Genomic DNA, 17,349 nt, shown 5'->3' on the forward strand with positions numbered 1-17,349 from the left:
AGCAGGAGCGAACAATGTTACAGGAAAGACGCCAGAACCTTACTCTGCACCTATTGTGCGGATATGGAAGATGAGGCCATTACCTGAATATCCGCCTTACCAGGTTGCCAGCCCGCCATATGGTGTGCTCTGGCTGTCGATAAGCTTGATAGTGGTGGTGTTCTCGGGAATCGGGGAGCTAATACTTCAGCCTGTCGGAAACGTTGTCGGCATAGTGTCATGCGGCAGTGCGATAGTGATGGTGATACTGTGGATGCTTCGTCTCCTCTATTACCGGCTGTCGGTTCATTACGCTCAATACTATTACCGGCTGGTCAGTCAGTATCAGCAGGAGTGGTGGGCAGAGCATCAGCTGCATTTTACGTTAAGTGACGTAGTGTTGCTCGGGCCGTCTGGATCAACGAATACGCATTGGTGGCGCCTGCTCAAACATGAACAGCGTCCCGCAGAGGTAAAAAACGAGGCGAGCGGCAAGGCATTACGAGTTGCCCGTACCTTGGTTGAGCCTGCGCATGAACGCGAGGTACAGCTCGCGAAAATGCTGGTGCTGCAATGGAAGGAACAACGCCTCCACGCCGGGTTACCTGATTTACGGTGCTGTTACTGGCAGGGTTCGCGCCGCGCCTGGCAGGCATTTTGCGCTCAGATGCAGGCGACATTTCCTACAGTCGGGTTGCCTGCTGAGCCACGGTTGTGGCGAGGCGAACAGAGCCTTGCGGAATTTGCTGCGATAAGCGACACCTTAGCGAGCAATGAAGCGATTCTGGTGGCCGGGTGCCACTCGCTAATGGCTTCCTTTTACTCGGTACTGCCAGCCGGCGAGTCGGCGGCATTATGGCTGGTTGGTAAGGGCGGCTCCGTCTGCCTCACTCGCGGTGAAGTGTACGATGTTACAGATAAAGAAACATTATCAGAGACTTGCTCTCGAGCGGAGCGGCAAATCGGGCTCGAAGAGGCGCCTGACGCCTGCATACTGTTTGCGCAGCCTACGCTATCTGGCTGCGGCTGGAATATTACCCGCCATCGGCAGGATGTTTATTGGGGCAACTGTGGCGAGATGGAAATGTTAATAGTCATCGCGCTTGCCGCGATAAGTGCTGAGTATTTTCGCCGACCTTGTAGTTGGATAGCCCGCGATCCGCAACATACGCTGGCACTTGGGATCGTTAAACCGGGTGGGGAAGAGAATTGAAATAGCCGTAATATGAGGTAAACATGGTGTCCCCTGCAGGAATCGAACCTGCAACTAGCCCTTAGGAGGGGCTCGTTATATCCATTTAACTAAGGGGACAAGGCGGCGGGATTATAGCGTTTTTTCCGCCGCCCGTTAAGCGCATTGCGATTAATTGCTTAATTTGCAGCCGTTTAGCCCTTTTTATCTGCTTCGGCCTTCGCTTTGGCTTTCTGTTCCTGGGTCATGTCGTTGCGAATCTGGGCGTGGCTTAGCAGGGCGAAGATAAAGGTGCCGCCGCAGATGTTGCCGGCGAGCGTCGGCAGCGCGAAGGGCCAGATGAACTCTTGCCAGGGCAGGGCGCCGCTGAAAATCAGATAGAAAATTTCCACACTGCCGACGACGATATGCGTGGTGTCCGCCAGTGCAATCAGCCAGGTCATCAGGATGATGACGATGACTTTCGCCGAACCAGCGGCCGGGAACATCCAGACCATTGTCGCCACCAGCCAGCCGGAAATAATCGCATTGGCGAACATCTCGCCAGGCGTATTCTCCATGACTTTCTGGCTGATGCTGTGAAACGCCTCACGAGTGGCGTCATCGAAAATCGGCATGATATTAAACGCCCAGGCGGCGATAGCGCCACCCAATAAATTACCTAATAACACCACGCCCCACAGGCGTAGCAATAGCGCAATATTACCGGCGCTGGGTTTATGCATAATCGGCAGCACGGCGGTAACGGTATTTTCCGTAAACAGCTGCTGACGGGCGAGAATGACGATAATAAAGCCGAAGGTGTAACCCAAATTCTCCAGCAGATAACCGCCGGGCAGGGCGCTGAGGTGAACATGAAAAATTCCCTTGGCCACCAGCGAAGCGCTAATTGATAAGCCGGCGGCAATCGCTGACCACAGTAGCGCCATGGCATCGCGCTCGAGCTCCTTTTCTCCCTCCTGGCGAATCACCTCATGGGTGGCCATTGCCTGCGAAGGCAGACGCTCCTCATCCACTTCTATTTTCTCGCCATGTTGCTTCTCTTCGCTTTCAACTTCGCGTTCATCGCTATCATGTGTGCCGGTGGCGCTATTTTGTCGGGTCATGGCTGCTCTCCCTTTGTATTTGTTACTAAGCGTAGAGAGAAATCAGCGCGGCGGCACAGGATATGCTCCTAAATTCAGCGCAATGGCAAGAATAGCAATACGAATATTGCAAAATATGTATAGAATCGGGAAGCTACATTGATGCCAAAGAAGGCTATGCTGAAAGCAGCTACCCAACGATAAAATGCTAATGGGGGCGCCGTCCCGGATGCCTCCAGCGATAGCCAGAATTAACAGGGAGAAACCTATGAATTATCGCCTGTCGGCGCTTGCGCTTGGCGCCACATTGCTGGTGGGATGCGCCAGTTCCAGCACTGACGATCGGTCGCAGGGGCGTTCAGATCCGCTTGAAGGGTTTAACCGTACCATGTTCAACTTCAACTTTAATGTGGTTGATCCTTATGTACTGCGCCCCGTTGCCGTCGCCTGGCGTGATTATGTGCCGCAACCGGCGCGTAATGGTTTAAGCAACTTCACCAGCAACCTTGAAGAACCGGCGGTAATGGTCAACTCCTTCCTGCAGGGCGATCCCTATAAAGGCATGGTGCATTTCACTCGCTTCTTCCTTAACACCATTCTTGGGATGGGCGGCTTGATCGACGTGGCCGGTATGGCGAACCCGCAGCTGCAGCGCGTTGAACCGCATCGTTTCGGTAGCACGCTGGGCCACTACGGCGTGGGCTACGGCCCGTACGTACAGTTACCGTTCTACGGCAGTTTCACCCTGCGTGATGAGGGCGGCGACATGGCCGATGGCCTGTATCCGGTACTCTCCTGGCTGACCTGGCCGATGTCTATCGGTAAATGGGCGGTAGAAGGGATTGAAACTCGCGCTCAGCTGCTGGATTCCGACGGCCTGCTGCGCCAGTCTTCCGATCCGTACATCCTGATGCGTGAAGCCTACTTCCAGCGGCACGATTTTATCGCTAACGGCGGTAAGCTGACGCCGGCAGACAACCCGAACGCGCAGGCGATTCAGGATGAGCTGAAAGATATCGATTCGCAGTAATCCACGCGATTCATAAAAGAAAAAGGGTGAACATGATGTTCACCCTTTTTTTATATCGTTTGCTTATCAGAAGCGGTAGTTGAAGTTCGCGCCGTACAGCCAGGCGGTACCTTCAGAACGGAAGGTGTAAGGACCTTCTTTAATTTCTACGTGCTGACCGTGCATGTAAGAGACGCCGACATCCACTGAAGCATCTTTATTGAACGCGTAGGTGGTACCGGCGCTCAGCCACAGGCGATCCTGATCCGGGATAGAGATGGAGCGGGTGCCGGCCGGAATCGGGCTATCATCGAAGGCGATACCGGTACGGAAGGTCCAGTTATCGTCATAGTAATAGGTGGTACCCAGCGCGATGCGATAAGCATCTTTAAAGCCTTCATCTTTATAGAACAGCGTCTGACCATTGCTGCCGGTGGCCTTCAGCTCCTGGAACTGGCTCCAGCTGGTGTAGGTCAGGCTATAGTGCACTGCCCACTGCGGCGCGACGCGGTTATAACCCGACAGCTCCCACATTTCTGGCAGATTGAGAGTCAGCGCGCCGTTAGTGGTACGGCCATCGGTACCGGCCGGTAGACCGAAGTTGCCGAGGATCTGGTTATACGCGGACGGCAGATCGCTCTTATAGTTGCCATCAAAGTCGATTTTAACTTCAGAGCGGTAGGTGAAACCGTAGCGGTTGTTTTTGTCCAGCTCATACAGGATACCGGCGTTCCAGCCGAAGCCCCATTCGTTGCCGTTCAAATGCGCAATCTGAGTGTCTGCAGGGATCTGGGAGACCCGGCCCGCTAGCGCTGGAGGCAGCTTGCCGGAACCGGCAACGATTTGTCCTAAATCACCTGCGTAGCGTTCGATTTTCGCTTTCGCATACACCGCATCAAACCCTAAACCAAAGCTCCAGTTGCTGTTCAGGCGATAGGCGCCGCTTAAATTGAGGTTAACGGTGGTGAGATCGGTTTTGCCACCCATACTGCCGGCAGCATAGTCATCAGCAAACTCAGTCGCGAGACCATAGTTAGAGGTAATAGATGCGCCCCAACCAAACTGCTCGTTTATTGGCGAAACAAAGTGGAAGTTTGGTACCCATGCCGTTGGGGCAATATTGTCTGCATTCAGACTTTTACCGGTAGGCGAGGTACCAGAAACATTAACGTCCGGGTCGACGAAGACGGCGCCTGCCGACATCGTCGGGCGGTCAAACATCATGATTAACGCGGGGTTACGGCTGGCGTTGCCCGCATCGTCAGCGATTGCCCCTTCACCGGAATAGGCACGACCAAGACCTGAAGAGGAGAATTCATTTAACTGGAATCCTGCGGACCAGGCTTGGGTTGAAACAAGTGCTACAGCCACTGCAAGGGCAGATTGGGTAAAGCGGGTTTTCTGGCTCATGCCCATAACCTCATTGAGTTATTTTTATTTAAACTATGTTACATGCCGTAACAGAAGCGCGAAGTGTAGGGTCTGCTTTACGACAGAGAAATCAGACCAGTGGCCTGAGTATAGGTCTGACCAGATGAGTTGTTGCAAGTTTGTTTATGAGATTTTTCAATTGTGATAACAGAAACGCGATCCAGCTGGCAAAATTGCCCCGGTGCGTCATGCCCAAAGTGGTGCATTTTTGTTTTGGATCATTTTTAAGTGTGATTTCTGTCACTTAACCGTTTTCTTGCTATTAACAACTGGAGGGCGGCCGGGGGCGGGCGTAAAATAGGCGCATTATTTGTCTGGCACCAAAGGTGCATATACAGAGGAAATCTACGATGAGTAAATGTAGCGCTGATGAAACCCCAGTTTGCTGCTGTATGGATGTTGGCACCATTGTGGACAACACCGACTGCACCGCCTCCTACAGCCGCGTGTTTGCCAACCGCGCTGAAGCGGAAGCGACGCTCGCCGCGCTGAGCGAAAAAGCCCGCAATGTTGAGTCTGAACCGTGCAAAATTAACTCGACGTTCACCGATGTTGACGGCGGCGTGCAGCTGAATATCGATTTTGTTTTTAGCTGCGAAGCGGAATCGCTGATCTTCCAGCTGGGGTTACGTTAATCCTCTCTCTTAACGCCTCTTTCCTGAGGCGTTATCTTTTCTATTCAATGTGTTTTGGCTCCCACTTTTTCTCTTCCCCGATTGGCTTAATGTAAAAAATTAGTTAAGACTAGTTATCAGGTCAGACCACTTGGTTTTATCGGTTAACAGGGGAGTGTTATGAGTCAGGCATTACCGCTTATCACCCGTCAGGGCGATCGCATTGCCATTGTCAGCGGTTTACGTACCCCATTTGCCCGTCAGGCGACGGCGTATCACGGCGTTCCGGCCGTTGATCTGGGTAAAATGGTCGTCGGCGAAATGCTGGCGCGCAGTGAAGTTCCCCCGGAAGTGATTGAACAGCTGGTCTTTGGCCAGGTTGTGCAGATGCCGGAAGCGCCTAATATTGCTCGTGAAATCGTGCTCGGTACCGGCATGAATGTGCATACCGACGCCTATAGTGTTAGTCGCGCCTGCGCCACCAGTTTTCAGGCGGTAGCCAATATTGCCGAAAGCCTGATGGCCGGCACGATCCGCGCGGGCATTGCCGGCGGCGCGGATTCCTCTTCCGTTCTCCCCATCGGCGTGAGTAAAAAACTGGCCCGCACCCTGGTGGATGCCAATAAAGCGCGTACCCTTGGTCAACGGCTAAAACTCTTTTCCCGCCTGCGCCTGCGCGATCTTTTACCGGTGCCGCCAGCTGTCGCGGAATACTCAACCGGCCTGCGGATGGGCGACACCGCTGAGCAGATGGCGAAAACCTGGGGCATCAGCCGTGAAGATCAGGACGCGCTGGCGCTGCGCTCGCATCAGCTTGCCGCCCGCGCCTGGGAAGAGGGCAAATTGGCCAGTGAAGTGATGACGGCCTATGTGCCGCCTTATCGCGAGCCGCTGGAACAGGACAACAATATTCGTAAAAATTCAACCCTCGCGGATTACCAGAAGTTACGTCCGGCGTTCGATCGTAAACACGGCAGCGTGACGGCAGCAAACAGTACGCCGCTTACCGACGGCGCCGCCGCGGTGATCATGATGACCGAATCCCGGGCCAAAGAGTTGGGGTTAACGCCGCTGGGCTATCTGCGTAGCTACGCTTTCACCGCTATTGATGTCTGGCAGGATATGCTGCTGGGCCCTGCGTGGGCGACTCCCCTGGCGCTCGACAGGGCCGGAATTACCCTTGCAGACCTCACGCTGATTGATATGCATGAGGCTTTCGCGGCGCAGACGTTGGCGAATTTACAATGTTTAGCCAGCAATCGTTTCGCCCGGGAAGTTCTGGGCCGCGCGCAGGCGACCGGGGAAGTCGATGCCAGCAAGTTCAATGTGCTGGGCGGCTCTATCGCTTACGGACACCCCTTTGCGGCGACCGGCGCGCGCATGATTACGCAGACCTTGCATGAACTCCGGCGCCGCGGCGGCGGATTTGGTCTGGTTACCGCCTGCGCGGCAGGGGGTTTAGGTTCAGCTATGGTTCTGGAGGCCGAATAATGGAAGCGGCAACAGCTTTTACGCTTGAAGTTCGCCCGGATAATATCGCCGTTATCACCATCGACGCGCCCGGCGAAAAGATGAACACACTGAAAGCCGAGTTCGGCGGCGAGGTACGGGCGATTATCCGTCAGCTCCGCGAGAATAAAGCGCTGCGCGGCGCTGTATTTATCTCCGCTAAACCCGATAACTTTATCGCCGGCGCCGATATCAACATGATTGCTCGTTGTACCAGCGCCGCAGAGGCCGAAGCGCTGGCGCGTCAGGGTCAGCAGATCATGGCCGAGATCAACGCGCTTTCTATCCCGGTGATTGCCGCCATTCACGGCGCCTGCCTTGGCGGCGGCCTGGAGCTGGCGCTGGCCTGTCATGGGCGAGTCTGTAGCGATGATGATAAAACGCGGTTGGGATTGCCGGAAGTACAGCTGGGGTTGCTACCGGGATCGGGCGGCACTCAACGCCTGCCGCGGCTGATTGGCGTCAGTACGGCGCTCGAAATGATCCTCACCGGTAAACAATTGCGTCCGCGTCAGGCGCTGAAAGCCGGTCTGGTGGACGATGTTGTCCCGCAATCGATATTGCTACAGACCGCGGTTGAGTTGGCGCTACAGGGCCGGCCGGCGAGCCGAACAGTACCGGCGCGCGAACGGGTGCTTGCCGGGCCTCTGGGCCGTCAGCTGCTGTTCCGCATGGCGGCAAAAAAGACCCGGCAAAAAACGCAGGGTAATTACCCGGCGGCAGAGCGTATTTTACAGGTGATAGAAAACGGACTGGCGCACGGCTGCAGCAGCGGTTATGCAGAAGAGGCGCGGGCGTTTGGCGAACTGGCGATGACGCCGCAATCGCAAGCGTTACGCTCTATTTTCTTTGCCAGTACCGATCTGAAAAAAGATCGTGGCGCCGAGGCTGACCCTGCTGCGCTTAAAAGCATTGGCGTGCTAGGCGGTGGTTTAATGGGAGGCGGTATTGCTTACGTCACCGCTTGTAAAGGCGGTCTGCCGGTACGCATAAAAGACATTCAGGCGAAAGGCATCAATCATGCGCTGAAGTACAGCTGGGATCTGCTGGATAAGCAGGTGCGTCGCCGCTATCTGCGCGCCAGTGAACGCGATCGTCAGCTGGCGCTGATTTCCGGGGCCACAGATTATCATGGCTTTGCCCATCGCGATGTGGTGATCGAAGCGGTGTTTGAGGATCTGGCGCTCAAGCAGCGGATGGTTGCCGAGATCGAACAATGCTGCGGGCCGCAAACGATCTTTGCCTCTAACACCTCATCGTTACCGATCGGCGAGATCGCCGCTCAGGCCGCCCGGCCGGAGAAGGTCATCGGTCTGCATTTTTTCAGCCCGGTCGAAAAAATGCCGCTTGTTGAGGTTATCCCGCACGCAACGACCGATGAGCAAACTATCGCCACGGTGGTCAAGCTCGCGAAGCTGCAGGGGAAAACGCCAATCGTGGTCGCGGATCGCGCCGGTTTTTATGTTAACCGTATTCTGGCGCCCTATATCAATGAAGCCATGCGCCTGCTGCTGGAAGGCGAGCCGGTCGAACATATTGATAATGCATTGGTTAAATTTGGTTTCCCGGTCGGACCTATTCAGTTGCTGGATGAAGTCGGCATTGATACCGGCACTAAGATTATCCCGGTACTGGAGACCGCTTTTGGTGAACGTTTTAGCCCGCCTGCAAACATCATTGACGCGATTTTGAAGGACGATCGCAAAGGGAGAAAAAATAATCGCGGTTTCTATCTTTATGAGACAAAAAGGCGTAAAAGCAAAAAACGGGCTGACCCTGCTATTTACCCATTATTGGCAGTAGCCAGTCCGCAGGCGCGTTTGTCTGCTCAGCAGGTTGCTGAACGCTGCGTGATGATGATGCTCAACGAAGCGGCGCGCTGTGTTGATGAACAGATCGTGCGCAGCGCGCGCGATGGCGACATTGGCGCCGTCTTTGGTATAGGTTTTCCGCCGTTTCTCGGCGGCTCGTTCCGCTATATGGATAGCCTCGGCGCGGGTGAAGTCGCCGCAATCTTGCAGCGTCTGGCCGCACAGTACGGCCCTCGTTTTTCTCCGTGCGACACCTTATTACGCATGGCCGAGCAGGGGGCGACCTTTTGGCCCACTGGTGAACGGACGACCTAAGTTGTGGTCAAAAGAAGGTAAATCCAACGTTGGCTGGCGCTGTTGATTGGCGGTTTTGTAAACAAATATTGACTATACTTACGCCATTGAGGTAAAAAACAGCGTTTCATTCGTTGGATGGATCAGGCACAATGCCCGGCCACCGGGTCGCCTGCGTATTGTTTACGCAGAGCGAGTTGCGGTGATTCTGGTTAACAAAAGCGGTGCAATATGCAAGTTTTTATCATGCGTCACGGCGACGCTGCCCTCGATGCAGCCAGTGACTCCGTTCGTCCCTTAACCGTTTGCGGTTGTGACGAATCTCGTCAGATGGCAACCTGGCTGAAAGGTCAAAAAGTGGATATTGAGCGGGTGCTTGTCAGCCCTTACCTGCGTGCAGAGCAAACTCTGGACATAGTAGGGGAGTGCATGAACCTGCCGAAAGATGTCGACGTGATGCCGGAACTCACGCCATGCGGCGATGTAGGGATGGTCAGCGCTTATCTTCAGGCGCTGGCAAATGAAGGCGTGAAAACGGCGCTGGTCGTTTCACACCTGCCGCTGGTGGGGTACCTCGTCTCAGAGCTGTGCCCGGGGGAAACGCCCCCGATGTTTACGACCTCAGCCATTGCCTGCGTCACCCTCGACGCCGACGGCAAGGGCGAATTCACCTGGCAGATGAGCCCCTGCAATTTGAGAATGGCGAAAGCAATCTAAGGCTTTCCCCCCGGAGCTTCCGTTTACGGAAGCTCCGGCGGCAACCACTCTTCAACTTCAATCAGTACCAATAGCGCGGCATCGCCGCCGTACTCTTTTGGTGCCTGATGGAACGCCATAATATGCGGATGTTGCGCCAGCCACAGCGGCGTTTGCTGCTTGAGGATATGTTTGCCGTGCCCGTGCATCACGCAGGCGCAGAAGACGTGTTCGCGGCGGCAGGCGGCAATCAGCGCGCCGAGTTCTTGTTTCGCCTGCTGTTGGGTTAAACCGTGCAGATCGAGAAACAGCTCCGGCGAATAGTCGCCGCGGCGCAGTTTTTTCAACTCAAAATGGCTGACATCCGCGCGCACGTACTTCATCGCGCCTTCCGTATTGAGCAACGGCTGAAATTCGTCGGAAAAATAGTGGCTGTTATCCACCTGTTCCTGCAGCAATCGCTTGGGCGGTACCTCGCTGAGTTTCTTGCGCTGCGGGCGGTGTACGATGGTGTCCTGTTTAATTTGCCGGGTGCCGGTCATTAGCTGGCGGAACAGCGCCTGATCCTCCGCGCTTAGCGATGTTTTCTTTTTCATTGCCCAATCTCACTATTTCTTTTCGGTAGTTTACCCGACTCGCCCGCGCTTCAGGCAAGGAAAACCTATTTTTCCCTATGTCGGCTGCGCAAGAATGCTGATTTATCGCCGCCGTCGTGGCAAACTAGCCGCCGAATTTATAGCAGAGCGTGCCCTGGAGGATTGCGTGGATAAAATTTTTGTTGATGAAGCGGTCAATGAGCTGCAGACCATTCAGGACATGCTGCGTTGGGCGGTAAGTCGTTTTAGCGCCGCCAACATCTGGTACGGTCATGGTACCGATAACCCGTGGGATGAGGCTGTACAGCTGGTACTACCCTCGCTGTACCTGCCGTTAGATATACCGGAAGATATGCGCGCCGCGCGCCTGACCTCCAGCGAAAAACATCGTATCGTCGAGCGCGTGATTCGCCGCGTCAACGAACGTATTCCCGTCGCTTACCTGACCAACAAAGCGTGGTTCTGCGGCCATGAATTCTATGTCGATGAGCGCGTGCTGGTACCGCGTTCGCCGATTGGCGAACTGATCAATAACCAGTTCGCCGGGCTGATAAACCATAAACCGCAACATATTCTCGATATGTGTACCGGTAGCGCCTGCATTGCTATCGCCTGCGCCTATGCCTTCCCGGAAGCCGAAGTCGACGCTGTCGATATCTCCCCGGACGCGCTGGCCGTTGCCGAACATAACGTTGAAGAGCATGGCCTGATTAACCAGGTTACCCCGATCCGCTCCGATCTGTTCCGCGATCTGCCGAAGCTGCAGTACGATCTAATCGTGACCAATCCGCCGTACGTTGATGAAGAAGATATGGCTGACCTGCCGGACGAGTATGAGCATGAGCCGGTGCTGGGTCTGGCTTCCGGCAGCGATGGTCTGAAGCTGACGCGCCGCATTCTCGGCTGCGCGCCGGATTACCTCAACGACGACGGTATTCTGATTTGTGAAGTCGGTAACAGCATGGTACATCTGATGGAGCAGTACCCGGACGTGCCGTTCACCTGGCTTGAGTTTGATAACGGCGGTGATGGCGTCTTTATGCTGACTAAACAGCAGCTCATTGACGCGCGCGCGCATTTCGGCATTTATAAAGACTAAAAAACAACACGCAAACATAACGAAAAGAACGGAGCCGTGATGGCAGGAAATACAATTGGACAACTCTTTCGCGTCACCACCTTCGGCGAATCGCACGGCCTGGCGCTGGGCTGCATCGTCGATGGGGTGCCGCCAGGCATTCCGCTGACCGAAGCCGACCTGCAGCACGACCTGGATCGCCGTCGCCCTGGGACATCGCGTTACACCACCCAGCGCCGCGAACCGGACCAGGTGAAAATCCTCTCTGGCGTCTTCGAAGGCGTGACCACCGGCACCAGCATTGGCCTGCTGATTGAGAACACCGATCAGCGTTCTCAGGACTACGGCGCGATTAAAGATGTGTTCCGTCCGGGCCATGCGGATTACACCTACGAGCAGAAATATGGCCTGCGCGACTATCGCGGCGGCGGGCGTTCGTCCGCGCGTGAAACCGCGATGCGCGTGGCGGCCGGGGCGATTGCCAAAAAATTCCTCGCGGCCAAATTCGGTATTGTTATCCGCGGCTGCCTGACGCAGATGGGCGATATTCCGCTGGCTATCAAAGACTGGGATCAGGTTGAGCAGAACCCATTCTTCTGCCCGGATCCGGATAAAATCGAGGCGCTGGATGAACTGATGCGCGGCCTGAAAAAAGAGGGCGACTCGATCGGCGCGAAAGTGACCGTCGTGGCGGACGGCGTTCCTCCGGGCCTCGGCGAGCCGGTCTTCGACCGTCTGGATGCCGATATCGCCCACGCGCTGATGAGCATCAACGCGGTGAAAGGGGTAGAAATCGGCGATGGTTTTGAGGTGGTCAAACTGCGCGGCAGTGAAAACCGCGACGAAATCACCAAAGCTGGCTTCCAGAGTAACCACGCCGGCGGCATTCTTGGCGGTATCAGCAGCGGTCAGCAAATTGTTGCTAACATCGCGCTGAAGCCAACCTCCAGTATTACCGTTCCCGGTCATACGATTAACCGCTTCGGCGAAGAAGTCGAAATGATCACCAAAGGGCGTCACGATCCGTGCGTCGGCATTCGCGCGGTTCCAATCGCCGAGGCCATGCTGGCTATCGTGTTAATGGATCACTTTATGCGTCAGCGCGCGCAGAATGGCGACGTGACGACAACAATACCACGCTGGTAACCGATGAAAAATACCGTTATCGCACTGCTGGCGCTGTTGGCCAGCACCGCCAGCCTGGCGGCGACGCCGTGGCAGAAAATATCCCAGCCGATTAGCGGCAGCGCTCAATCTATTGGCGCGTTTGCCAATGGCTGCATCGTCGGCGCCCAGCCGTTACCGTTGAACTCCCCTGATTACCAGGTGATGCGTACCGATCAGCGGCGCTACTTCGGCCACCCGGATCTCGTGCAGTTTATTCAGCGACTGAGCCTGCAGGCGCACAATAAAGGTATGGGGACGGTGCTGATTGGCGATATGGGCATGCCTGCCGGCGGGCGCTTTAACGGCGGCCACGCCAGCCATCAGTCGGGTCTGGATGTTGATATTTTCCTGCAACTGCCGCAGACCCGTTGGACCTCCGCACAGCTGCTGAAACCGCAGGCGCTGGACTTAGTCGCCCGCGATGGTAAGCGGGTGGTGCCGTCGCTGTGGAGCCCGCAAATCAGCAATCTGATTAAAATGGCGGCGGAAGATAACGATGTAACACGTATTTTCGTCAACCCGGCTATCAAACAGCAATTGTGCCTCGATGCCGGTAACGATCGCCAATGGCTACGCAAAGTCCGCCCGTGGTTCCAGCATCGCGCCCATATGCACGTGCGCCTGCGCTGCCCGGCGGGCAGCCTTGAGTGCGAAGATCAAGCACCGCCGCCGGCTGGCGATGGCTGCGGAGCCGAGCTGCAAAGCTGGTTTGAACCGCCTAAACCTGGGTCAACCCCACCTGTGAAGAAGACGCCGCCTCCGCTGCCGCCTTCCTGCCAGGCGCTACTGGATGAGCATCTTCTCTAATGGATAGTTTTGCCGAGCTGTTTATGGTGTCGCCAATGGTTCTGGTGGCGCTCTTTTTTGTCGCGATTCTGGCCGGATTTATTGATTCCTTAGCCGGCGGCGGCGGGTTGTTGACCGTCCCGGCGCTGATGGCGGCGGGTATGCCGCCCGCTCAGGCGTTGGCGACCAACAAGCTACAGGCCTGCGGCGGTTCCATTTCCGCGACGCTCTATTTTATCCGTCGCAAGGTAGTGAATCTCGCCGATCAGAAACTCAATATTCTGATGACTTTTATCGGCTCGACGGCGGGCGCGCTGCTGGTGCAGCACGTGCAGTCCGATATTTTAAAGCAAATCCTGCCGCTGCTGGTGATTGGCATCGGGCTGTACTTTTTGCTGATGCCGAAGCTCGGGGAATCCGATCGTCAGCGTCGCCTGTATGGCTTGCCGTTCGCGCTGGTCGCTGGCGGCAGCGTTGGTTTCTACGATGGTTTTTTTGGCCCCGGCGCCGGTTCTTTTTATGCGCTGGCCTTTGTGACGCTCGCCGGGTTTAATCTGGCGAAATCCACCGCTCACGCCAAACTGCTAAACGCCACCTCCAATATTGGCGGCCTGCTGCTGTTTATTATCGGCGGCAAAGTGATTTGGGCTACCGGTTTTGTGATGATGGCCGGGCAGTTTATCGGCGCTCGCGCCGGTTCGCGGCTGGTGCTGAGTAAAGGACAGTCGCTGATTCGGCCGATGATCGTCATCGTCTCCGCGGTGATGAGCGCTAAACTTCTTTACGACAGCCACGGGGCTGAGATTTTGCAGTGGTTGGGAATTCACTAATGCAACAGCAACACCATTATCAGCAGTTGGTCGAGATCTTTGACGGCTGCTTTGCCGATGATTTTAATACCCGTCTGATTAAAGGCGACGACGAACCGATCTATCTTCCTGCAGATAGCGAAGTGCCCTATAACCGGATCGTGTTTGCCCACGGCTTTTACGCCAGCGCTCTGCACGAAATTTCCCACTGGTGTATCGCCGGCAAGGCGCGGCGCGAGCTGGTGGATTTTGGTTACTGGTACTGCCCGGACGGCCGCGATGCAATGACGCAAAGCAAGTTCGAAGACGTCGAGGTTAAGCCACAGGCTTTTGACTGGTTGTTCTGTACGGCGGCGGGATTTCCATTTAACGTCAGCTGCGACAACCTGGAAGGCGACTTTGAACCCGACCGTATTGCGTTTCAGCGGCGCGTGCATGCCCAGGTGATGACTTATCTGGAGCAGGGGATCCCTGAGCGCCCGGCGCGCTTTATTCGCGCGCTGCAACAGTATTACCAAACGCCGCCGCTGACGGCAGAACAATTTCCGTGGCCGGAAGACCTGCACTAAAGCCACGAATTACAAATGAAAGAGGAAAGACGATGATCGCGGAGTTTGAATCACGCATTCTGGCGTTAATTGACGATATGGTAGACCACGCCAGTGATGACGAACTGTTTGCTGGCGGTTATCTGCGCGGCCACCTGACGCTGGCGGTGGCCGAGCTGGAAGGGGAAGGGGAGCACTCGGCGCAGGCGATTAATGATAAAGTCGCCAGCAGCCTGGAAAAGGCCATTAGCGCGGGCGAACTGTCGCCGCCGGACCAGATTCTGGTGCAGGGGATGTGGAATAACCTGTACCAGCAGGCGAAAAATCAGGCCTGATAACTGATGTCATCCGGATGAGGCGTTAGCCGACATCCGGAGACTCTCCCCGGTCGCGCTGCGCTTACCGGGGCTACCAGGCTGTAGATACTGTTATCGGTTTGCAACTTTTATCTTGAGAAAGCATTTATCTCGTTTCGCTCCAGAGTATCTTGCGCTCCCGGTTAATTCTTCTGCAATATGTTTTCCGTGGCGCAGAGAGCGCACAGGGCCTTCCGGGCTACCAAATCGCACAGCGCTGTAGCCCCGGTAAGCGCAGCGCCACCGGGGGTTTTTAGGCCACCAGCGCCGGCAGTTTTAGCCTGCGTAGTGAATAAATTAACGGCAGACTGCACGGACCGTAGGCCGGATAAGGCGCAAGTCGCCGTTATTTTACCGCTTTTCCCTTCAGCAGTTTTCTCACCCACAGCCGATTCGGATTCAGCGCCGCCAGCGTGTCGCTATCCAGCGGCAGCGGTTCTTCACTCATCTGCGCGGCCAGCAGTTCGGCGCTCAATGGCGCGGTGCACAGCCCACGAGATCCCAATGCCGCGAGCATAAACAGATTGTGATAAACCGGCGCGCTGTCGACATTTTCCTGCTGTTCGTGAAGCGTGGCGTACTGCGTCAACGTTTTCTCATAATCCGGAACATTGCCCACCATCGGCAGGTGGTCGCGGGTGGCGCAGCGTACGCCGCAACGGGCGTCGTTGCCGCTAACATCCACCTCTTTTGCCCATGCCGCCTGCGGGAAACAATCAATCAGGCGCTGGCGATTTTGCCTCTGATCTTCGGCGCTGAAATCGGTATCCGTCTTGCCGCGATTATAGCTGGCGCCGATACAGTGTTGCTGATTCGCGGGATTCTGCGGCGTCAGATAGCCGTCATAGCATAACACCTGGCGCAGGGCGGAAAGCCCCGGCGTGGTGGGGATATGGCTAACCTGGCCGCCGACCGGATAAGCCGGCAACTGCGCGGTCTGGGCAAAATCAGTCAGGCGATGTCCGTTCGCCAGTACCACCGCCTGATGATGATGCTGCTGATTGAGCAACCAGCCGTCGCCCTCCGCGCAGAGCGTTTCAACGGGATAACAGAAGTGGCTGCGTAGTCCCTGCGTCGCCGCCAGCGACAGCAATTCTGCCGTCAACTGCTGCGGGCACAGCCAGCCGCCGGCAGGATAGGTAATGCCGCCGCAGCCGGTATCAACGCCGGTAAGTTCAGCGACCCGATCCGCCGTCACCGCGCGGGCGAGCTCCGCAGGTATATCTGACGCCAGCATTTGGGCGATTTTCTGCGTGCTTTTTTCATCCCAGGCGAGTTGGGTTACGCCGCACCATTGATGATCGAATTCCACTGGCAACGCGTCGTAAACGCGGCGCGCGAAAGTAAACGCCGCCGGGAAAAAGCGCGCCAGCGAAGGGTCGTGCTGGCTTAATAGCGGATACAGCGCGCCCTGGCGATTGCCGGATGCGCCGCGGGCGGGCGCATCGTCAGCGCAGTACAACGTCACCTGCCAGCCGCGACGCAGCAGCGCCAGCGAGAGCAGGGCGCTGGCGATACCGCCGCCGATCACCGCCGCTTCGCGCGATTGACTGCCGCTGCGGGCAAACCATGGCGTCCGCGCCAGCGTCGGCGCGTCGGCGGTCAATTCGCCGATTAGCATTTCGCGCTTGCGGCCAAAGCCTTTGCGTTTTTGCATGCTAAAACCGGCCTCCTGCAGCCCGCGGCGAACGAAACCGGCTGAGGTAAAGGTCGCCAGCGTGCCGCCGGGGCGGGCCAGGCGCGCCATGGCGGAAAACAGCCCCGGCGTCCACATATCCGGATTTTTCGCCGGCGAGAAGCCGTCGAGGAACCAGGCGTCGACCTGGCGGTTAAAGGAATCATCAAGCTGGTCGGTAAGCGCGTTGATATCGCCAAACCATAAATCCAGCGTGACGCGGCCATCGTCGAGCAGCAGGCGGTGGCAGCCCGCGATTGGCAGCGGCCACTGCGCCTGTAGCTGTTCAGCCCACGGCGCCAGTTCCGGCCAGTGCTGGTGCGCCAGACGCAGGTCGTCGGCCTTCAGCGGAAATTTTTCAAAACTGATGAAATGTAATCTTTGCAGCGTAGCCTGCGGATTATCGCGACGAAAAACAGCAAACGCCTGCCACAGCGTCAGGAAATTGAGCCCGGTGCCGAAGCCGCTCTCCGCGACGATAAACAGCGAGCGCGGGTGGGTTGGGAAACGGCTATCAAGCCGGTTGCCGTTGAGAAAAACGTAGCGCGTCTCTTCCAGACCGTTGTCATTAGAAAAATAAACGTCGTCAAAATCTCGGGAAACAGGTGTACCCTCAGCGTTGAATTCCAGGTTGGCGGGTTGTATGGCGTTTTGTTTCACGTAAGTTACTCGAATCACAAGGCGTAGCGCGATCTTAACGATGTGTGCCAGAAG

General features: G+C 56.2%; 16 protein-coding genes and 1 tRNA gene. 12 read left to right on the forward strand and 5 right to left on the reverse strand.

The genetic code is table 11. The features are described from left to right. The first annotated feature begins 70 nt into the window (after positions 1-70). Positions 71-1,192, forward strand: coding sequence for a hypothetical protein (locus KGA69_RS13380; RefSeq protein ID WP_045391530.1), 1,122 nt, complete (start codon positions 71-73; stop codon positions 1,190-1,192). Positions 1,193-1,216: 24 nt separating this feature from the next. On the opposite strand, the gene KGA69_RS13385 is transcribed toward KGA69_RS13380, so the two are convergent. Then, positions 1,217-1,291: transfer RNA gene (locus KGA69_RS13385), tRNA-Arg, on the reverse strand. 74 nt (positions 1,292-1,365) lie between these two features. Then, positions 1,366-2,277 carry a formate/nitrite transporter family protein gene (locus KGA69_RS13390; RefSeq protein WP_045391527.1) on the reverse strand — a complete coding sequence of 304 codons (912 nt, stop codon included), beginning with the start codon at positions 2,275-2,277 and terminating at the stop codon, positions 1,366-1,368. A gap of 247 nt (positions 2,278-2,524) precedes the next feature. Between KGA69_RS13390 and mlaA the strand changes: the two genes are divergently transcribed. Then, positions 2,525-3,286, forward strand: a complete 762-nt coding sequence (gene mlaA / locus KGA69_RS13395; RefSeq protein ID WP_045376992.1) for a phospholipid-binding lipoprotein MlaA — start codon at positions 2,525-2,527, stop codon at positions 3,284-3,286. A 66-nt stretch (positions 3,287-3,352) separates the two neighbouring features. On the opposite strand, the gene fadL is transcribed toward mlaA, so the two are convergent. Further along, positions 3,353-4,675, reverse strand: a complete 1,323-nt coding sequence (fadL, locus tag KGA69_RS13400; RefSeq protein ID WP_045391524.1) for a long-chain fatty acid transporter FadL — start codon at positions 4,673-4,675, stop codon at positions 3,353-3,355. 371 nt (positions 4,676-5,046) lie between these two features. Between fadL and KGA69_RS13405 the strand changes: the two genes are divergently transcribed. The 4 genes from KGA69_RS13405 (at position 5,047) to sixA (ending at position 9,641) form a co-directional block, all read left to right on the forward strand. Then, complete coding sequence (locus tag KGA69_RS13405; RefSeq protein ID WP_015706185.1) at positions 5,047-5,331, forward strand: YfcZ/YiiS family protein; 285 nt, start codon at positions 5,047-5,049, stop codon at positions 5,329-5,331. A 159-nt stretch (positions 5,332-5,490) separates the two neighbouring features. Continuing rightward, entirely contained in the window at positions 5,491-6,801 is a 1,311-nt protein-coding gene (fadI, locus tag KGA69_RS13410; RefSeq protein WP_045391522.1) for an acetyl-CoA C-acyltransferase FadI, read from the forward strand. Further along, on the forward strand, positions 6,801-8,945 hold the full coding sequence (gene fadJ, locus KGA69_RS13415) for a fatty acid oxidation complex subunit alpha FadJ (protein ID WP_213292385.1): 2,145 nt from the start codon (positions 6,801-6,803) through the stop codon (positions 8,943-8,945). Before fadI ends, fadJ begins: the two co-directional genes overlap by 1 nt. Positions 8,946-9,155: 210 nt before the next feature. Continuing rightward, entirely contained in the window at positions 9,156-9,641 is a 486-nt protein-coding gene (gene sixA / locus KGA69_RS13420; protein ID WP_045391518.1) for a phosphohistidine phosphatase SixA, read from the forward strand. Between the two features lie 23 nt (positions 9,642-9,664). Here sixA and smrB read toward each other — a convergent pair whose 3' ends face one another. Continuing rightward, complete coding sequence (gene smrB, locus KGA69_RS13425) at positions 9,665-10,216, reverse strand: endonuclease SmrB (RefSeq protein ID WP_047066232.1); 552 nt, start codon at positions 10,214-10,216, stop codon at positions 9,665-9,667. Positions 10,217-10,382: 166 nt separating this feature from the next. Here smrB and prmB point away from each other — a divergent pair, with 166 nt between their 5' ends. From prmB to KGA69_RS13455, 6 genes are read left to right on the forward strand one after another with little or no spacing between them, the layout of a single operon-like run. After that, on the forward strand, positions 10,383-11,315 hold the full coding sequence (gene prmB, locus KGA69_RS13430) for a 50S ribosomal protein L3 N(5)-glutamine methyltransferase (protein WP_047043358.1): 933 nt from the start codon (positions 10,383-10,385) through the stop codon (positions 11,313-11,315). A gap of 39 nt (positions 11,316-11,354) precedes the next feature. Beyond that, positions 11,355-12,440 carry a chorismate synthase gene (gene aroC, locus KGA69_RS13435; RefSeq protein ID WP_049059558.1) on the forward strand — a complete coding sequence of 362 codons (1,086 nt, stop codon included), beginning with the start codon at positions 11,355-11,357 and terminating at the stop codon, positions 12,438-12,440. A gap of 3 nt (positions 12,441-12,443) precedes the next feature. After that, positions 12,444-13,268 carry a penicillin-insensitive murein endopeptidase gene (gene mepA, locus KGA69_RS13440; RefSeq protein ID WP_015706180.1) on the forward strand — a complete coding sequence of 275 codons (825 nt, stop codon included), beginning with the start codon at positions 12,444-12,446 and terminating at the stop codon, positions 13,266-13,268. Beyond that, positions 13,268-14,077 carry a sulfite exporter TauE/SafE family protein gene (locus KGA69_RS13445; RefSeq protein ID WP_045391512.1) on the forward strand — a complete coding sequence of 270 codons (810 nt, stop codon included), beginning with the start codon at positions 13,268-13,270 and terminating at the stop codon, positions 14,075-14,077. The genes mepA and KGA69_RS13445 overlap by 1 nt, the downstream gene beginning before the upstream one ends. Continuing rightward, complete coding sequence (locus KGA69_RS13450) at positions 14,077-14,625, forward strand: elongation factor P hydroxylase (RefSeq protein ID WP_045391509.1); 549 nt, start codon at positions 14,077-14,079, stop codon at positions 14,623-14,625. Before KGA69_RS13445 ends, KGA69_RS13450 begins: the two co-directional genes overlap by 1 nt. A gap of 32 nt (positions 14,626-14,657) precedes the next feature. Beyond that, positions 14,658-14,939 carry a YfcL family protein gene (locus tag KGA69_RS13455; RefSeq protein ID WP_045391507.1) on the forward strand — a complete coding sequence of 94 codons (282 nt, stop codon included), beginning with the start codon at positions 14,658-14,660 and terminating at the stop codon, positions 14,937-14,939. A 367-nt stretch (positions 14,940-15,306) separates the two neighbouring features. Here the strand turns inward: KGA69_RS13455 and mnmC are convergent, their stop codons facing one another. Further along, entirely contained in the window at positions 15,307-17,295 is a 1,989-nt protein-coding gene (gene mnmC, locus KGA69_RS13460) for a bifunctional tRNA (5-methylaminomethyl-2-thiouridine)(34)-methyltransferase MnmC2/FAD-dependent 5-carboxymethylaminomethyl-2-thiouridine(34) oxidoreductase MnmC1 (protein ID WP_213292386.1), read from the reverse strand. Between the last annotated feature and the right edge of the window lie 54 nt (positions 17,296-17,349).

Source organism: Klebsiella sp. A52, from assembly GCF_018388785.1.
In the GTDB taxonomy this organism is placed as follows: domain Bacteria; phylum Pseudomonadota; class Gammaproteobacteria; order Enterobacterales; family Enterobacteriaceae; genus Klebsiella; species Klebsiella aerogenes.

What these genes read in the sequence shown, in the direction of transcription:
- mlaA (WP_045376992.1), top strand. Translation starts at nt 2,525, where the DNA reads ATGAATTATCGCCTGTCGGCGCTTGCGCTTGGCGCCACATTGCTGGTG.
- mepA (WP_015706180.1), top strand. Translation starts at nt 12,444, where the DNA reads ATGAAAAATACCGTTATCGCACTGCTGGCGCTGTTGGCCAGCACCGCC.
- KGA69_RS13455 (WP_045391507.1), top strand. Translation starts at nt 14,658, where the DNA reads ATGATCGCGGAGTTTGAATCACGCATTCTGGCGTTAATTGACGATATG.
- fadL (WP_045391524.1), bottom strand. Translation starts at nt 4,675, where the DNA reads ATGAGCCAGAAAACCCGCTTTACCCAATCTGCCCTTGCAGTGGCTGTA.
- KGA69_RS13450 (WP_045391509.1), top strand. Translation starts at nt 14,077, where the DNA reads ATGCAACAGCAACACCATTATCAGCAGTTGGTCGAGATCTTTGACGGC.
- fadI (WP_045391522.1), top strand. Translation starts at nt 5,491, where the DNA reads ATGAGTCAGGCATTACCGCTTATCACCCGTCAGGGCGATCGCATTGCC.
- fadJ (WP_213292385.1), top strand. Translation starts at nt 6,801, where the DNA reads ATGGAAGCGGCAACAGCTTTTACGCTTGAAGTTCGCCCGGATAATATC.
- KGA69_RS13445 (WP_045391512.1), top strand. Translation starts at nt 13,268, where the DNA reads ATGGATAGTTTTGCCGAGCTGTTTATGGTGTCGCCAATGGTTCTGGTG.
- KGA69_RS13405 (WP_015706185.1), top strand. Translation starts at nt 5,047, where the DNA reads ATGAGTAAATGTAGCGCTGATGAAACCCCAGTTTGCTGCTGTATGGAT.
- aroC (WP_049059558.1), top strand. Translation starts at nt 11,355, where the DNA reads ATGGCAGGAAATACAATTGGACAACTCTTTCGCGTCACCACCTTCGGC.
- sixA (WP_045391518.1), top strand. Translation starts at nt 9,156, where the DNA reads ATGCAAGTTTTTATCATGCGTCACGGCGACGCTGCCCTCGATGCAGCC.
- KGA69_RS13380 (WP_045391530.1), top strand. Translation starts at nt 71, where the DNA reads ATGAGGCCATTACCTGAATATCCGCCTTACCAGGTTGCCAGCCCGCCA.
- smrB (WP_047066232.1), bottom strand. Translation starts at nt 10,216, where the DNA reads ATGAAAAAGAAAACATCGCTAAGCGCGGAGGATCAGGCGCTGTTCCGC.
- KGA69_RS13390 (WP_045391527.1), bottom strand. Translation starts at nt 2,277, where the DNA reads ATGACCCGACAAAATAGCGCCACCGGCACACATGATAGCGATGAACGC.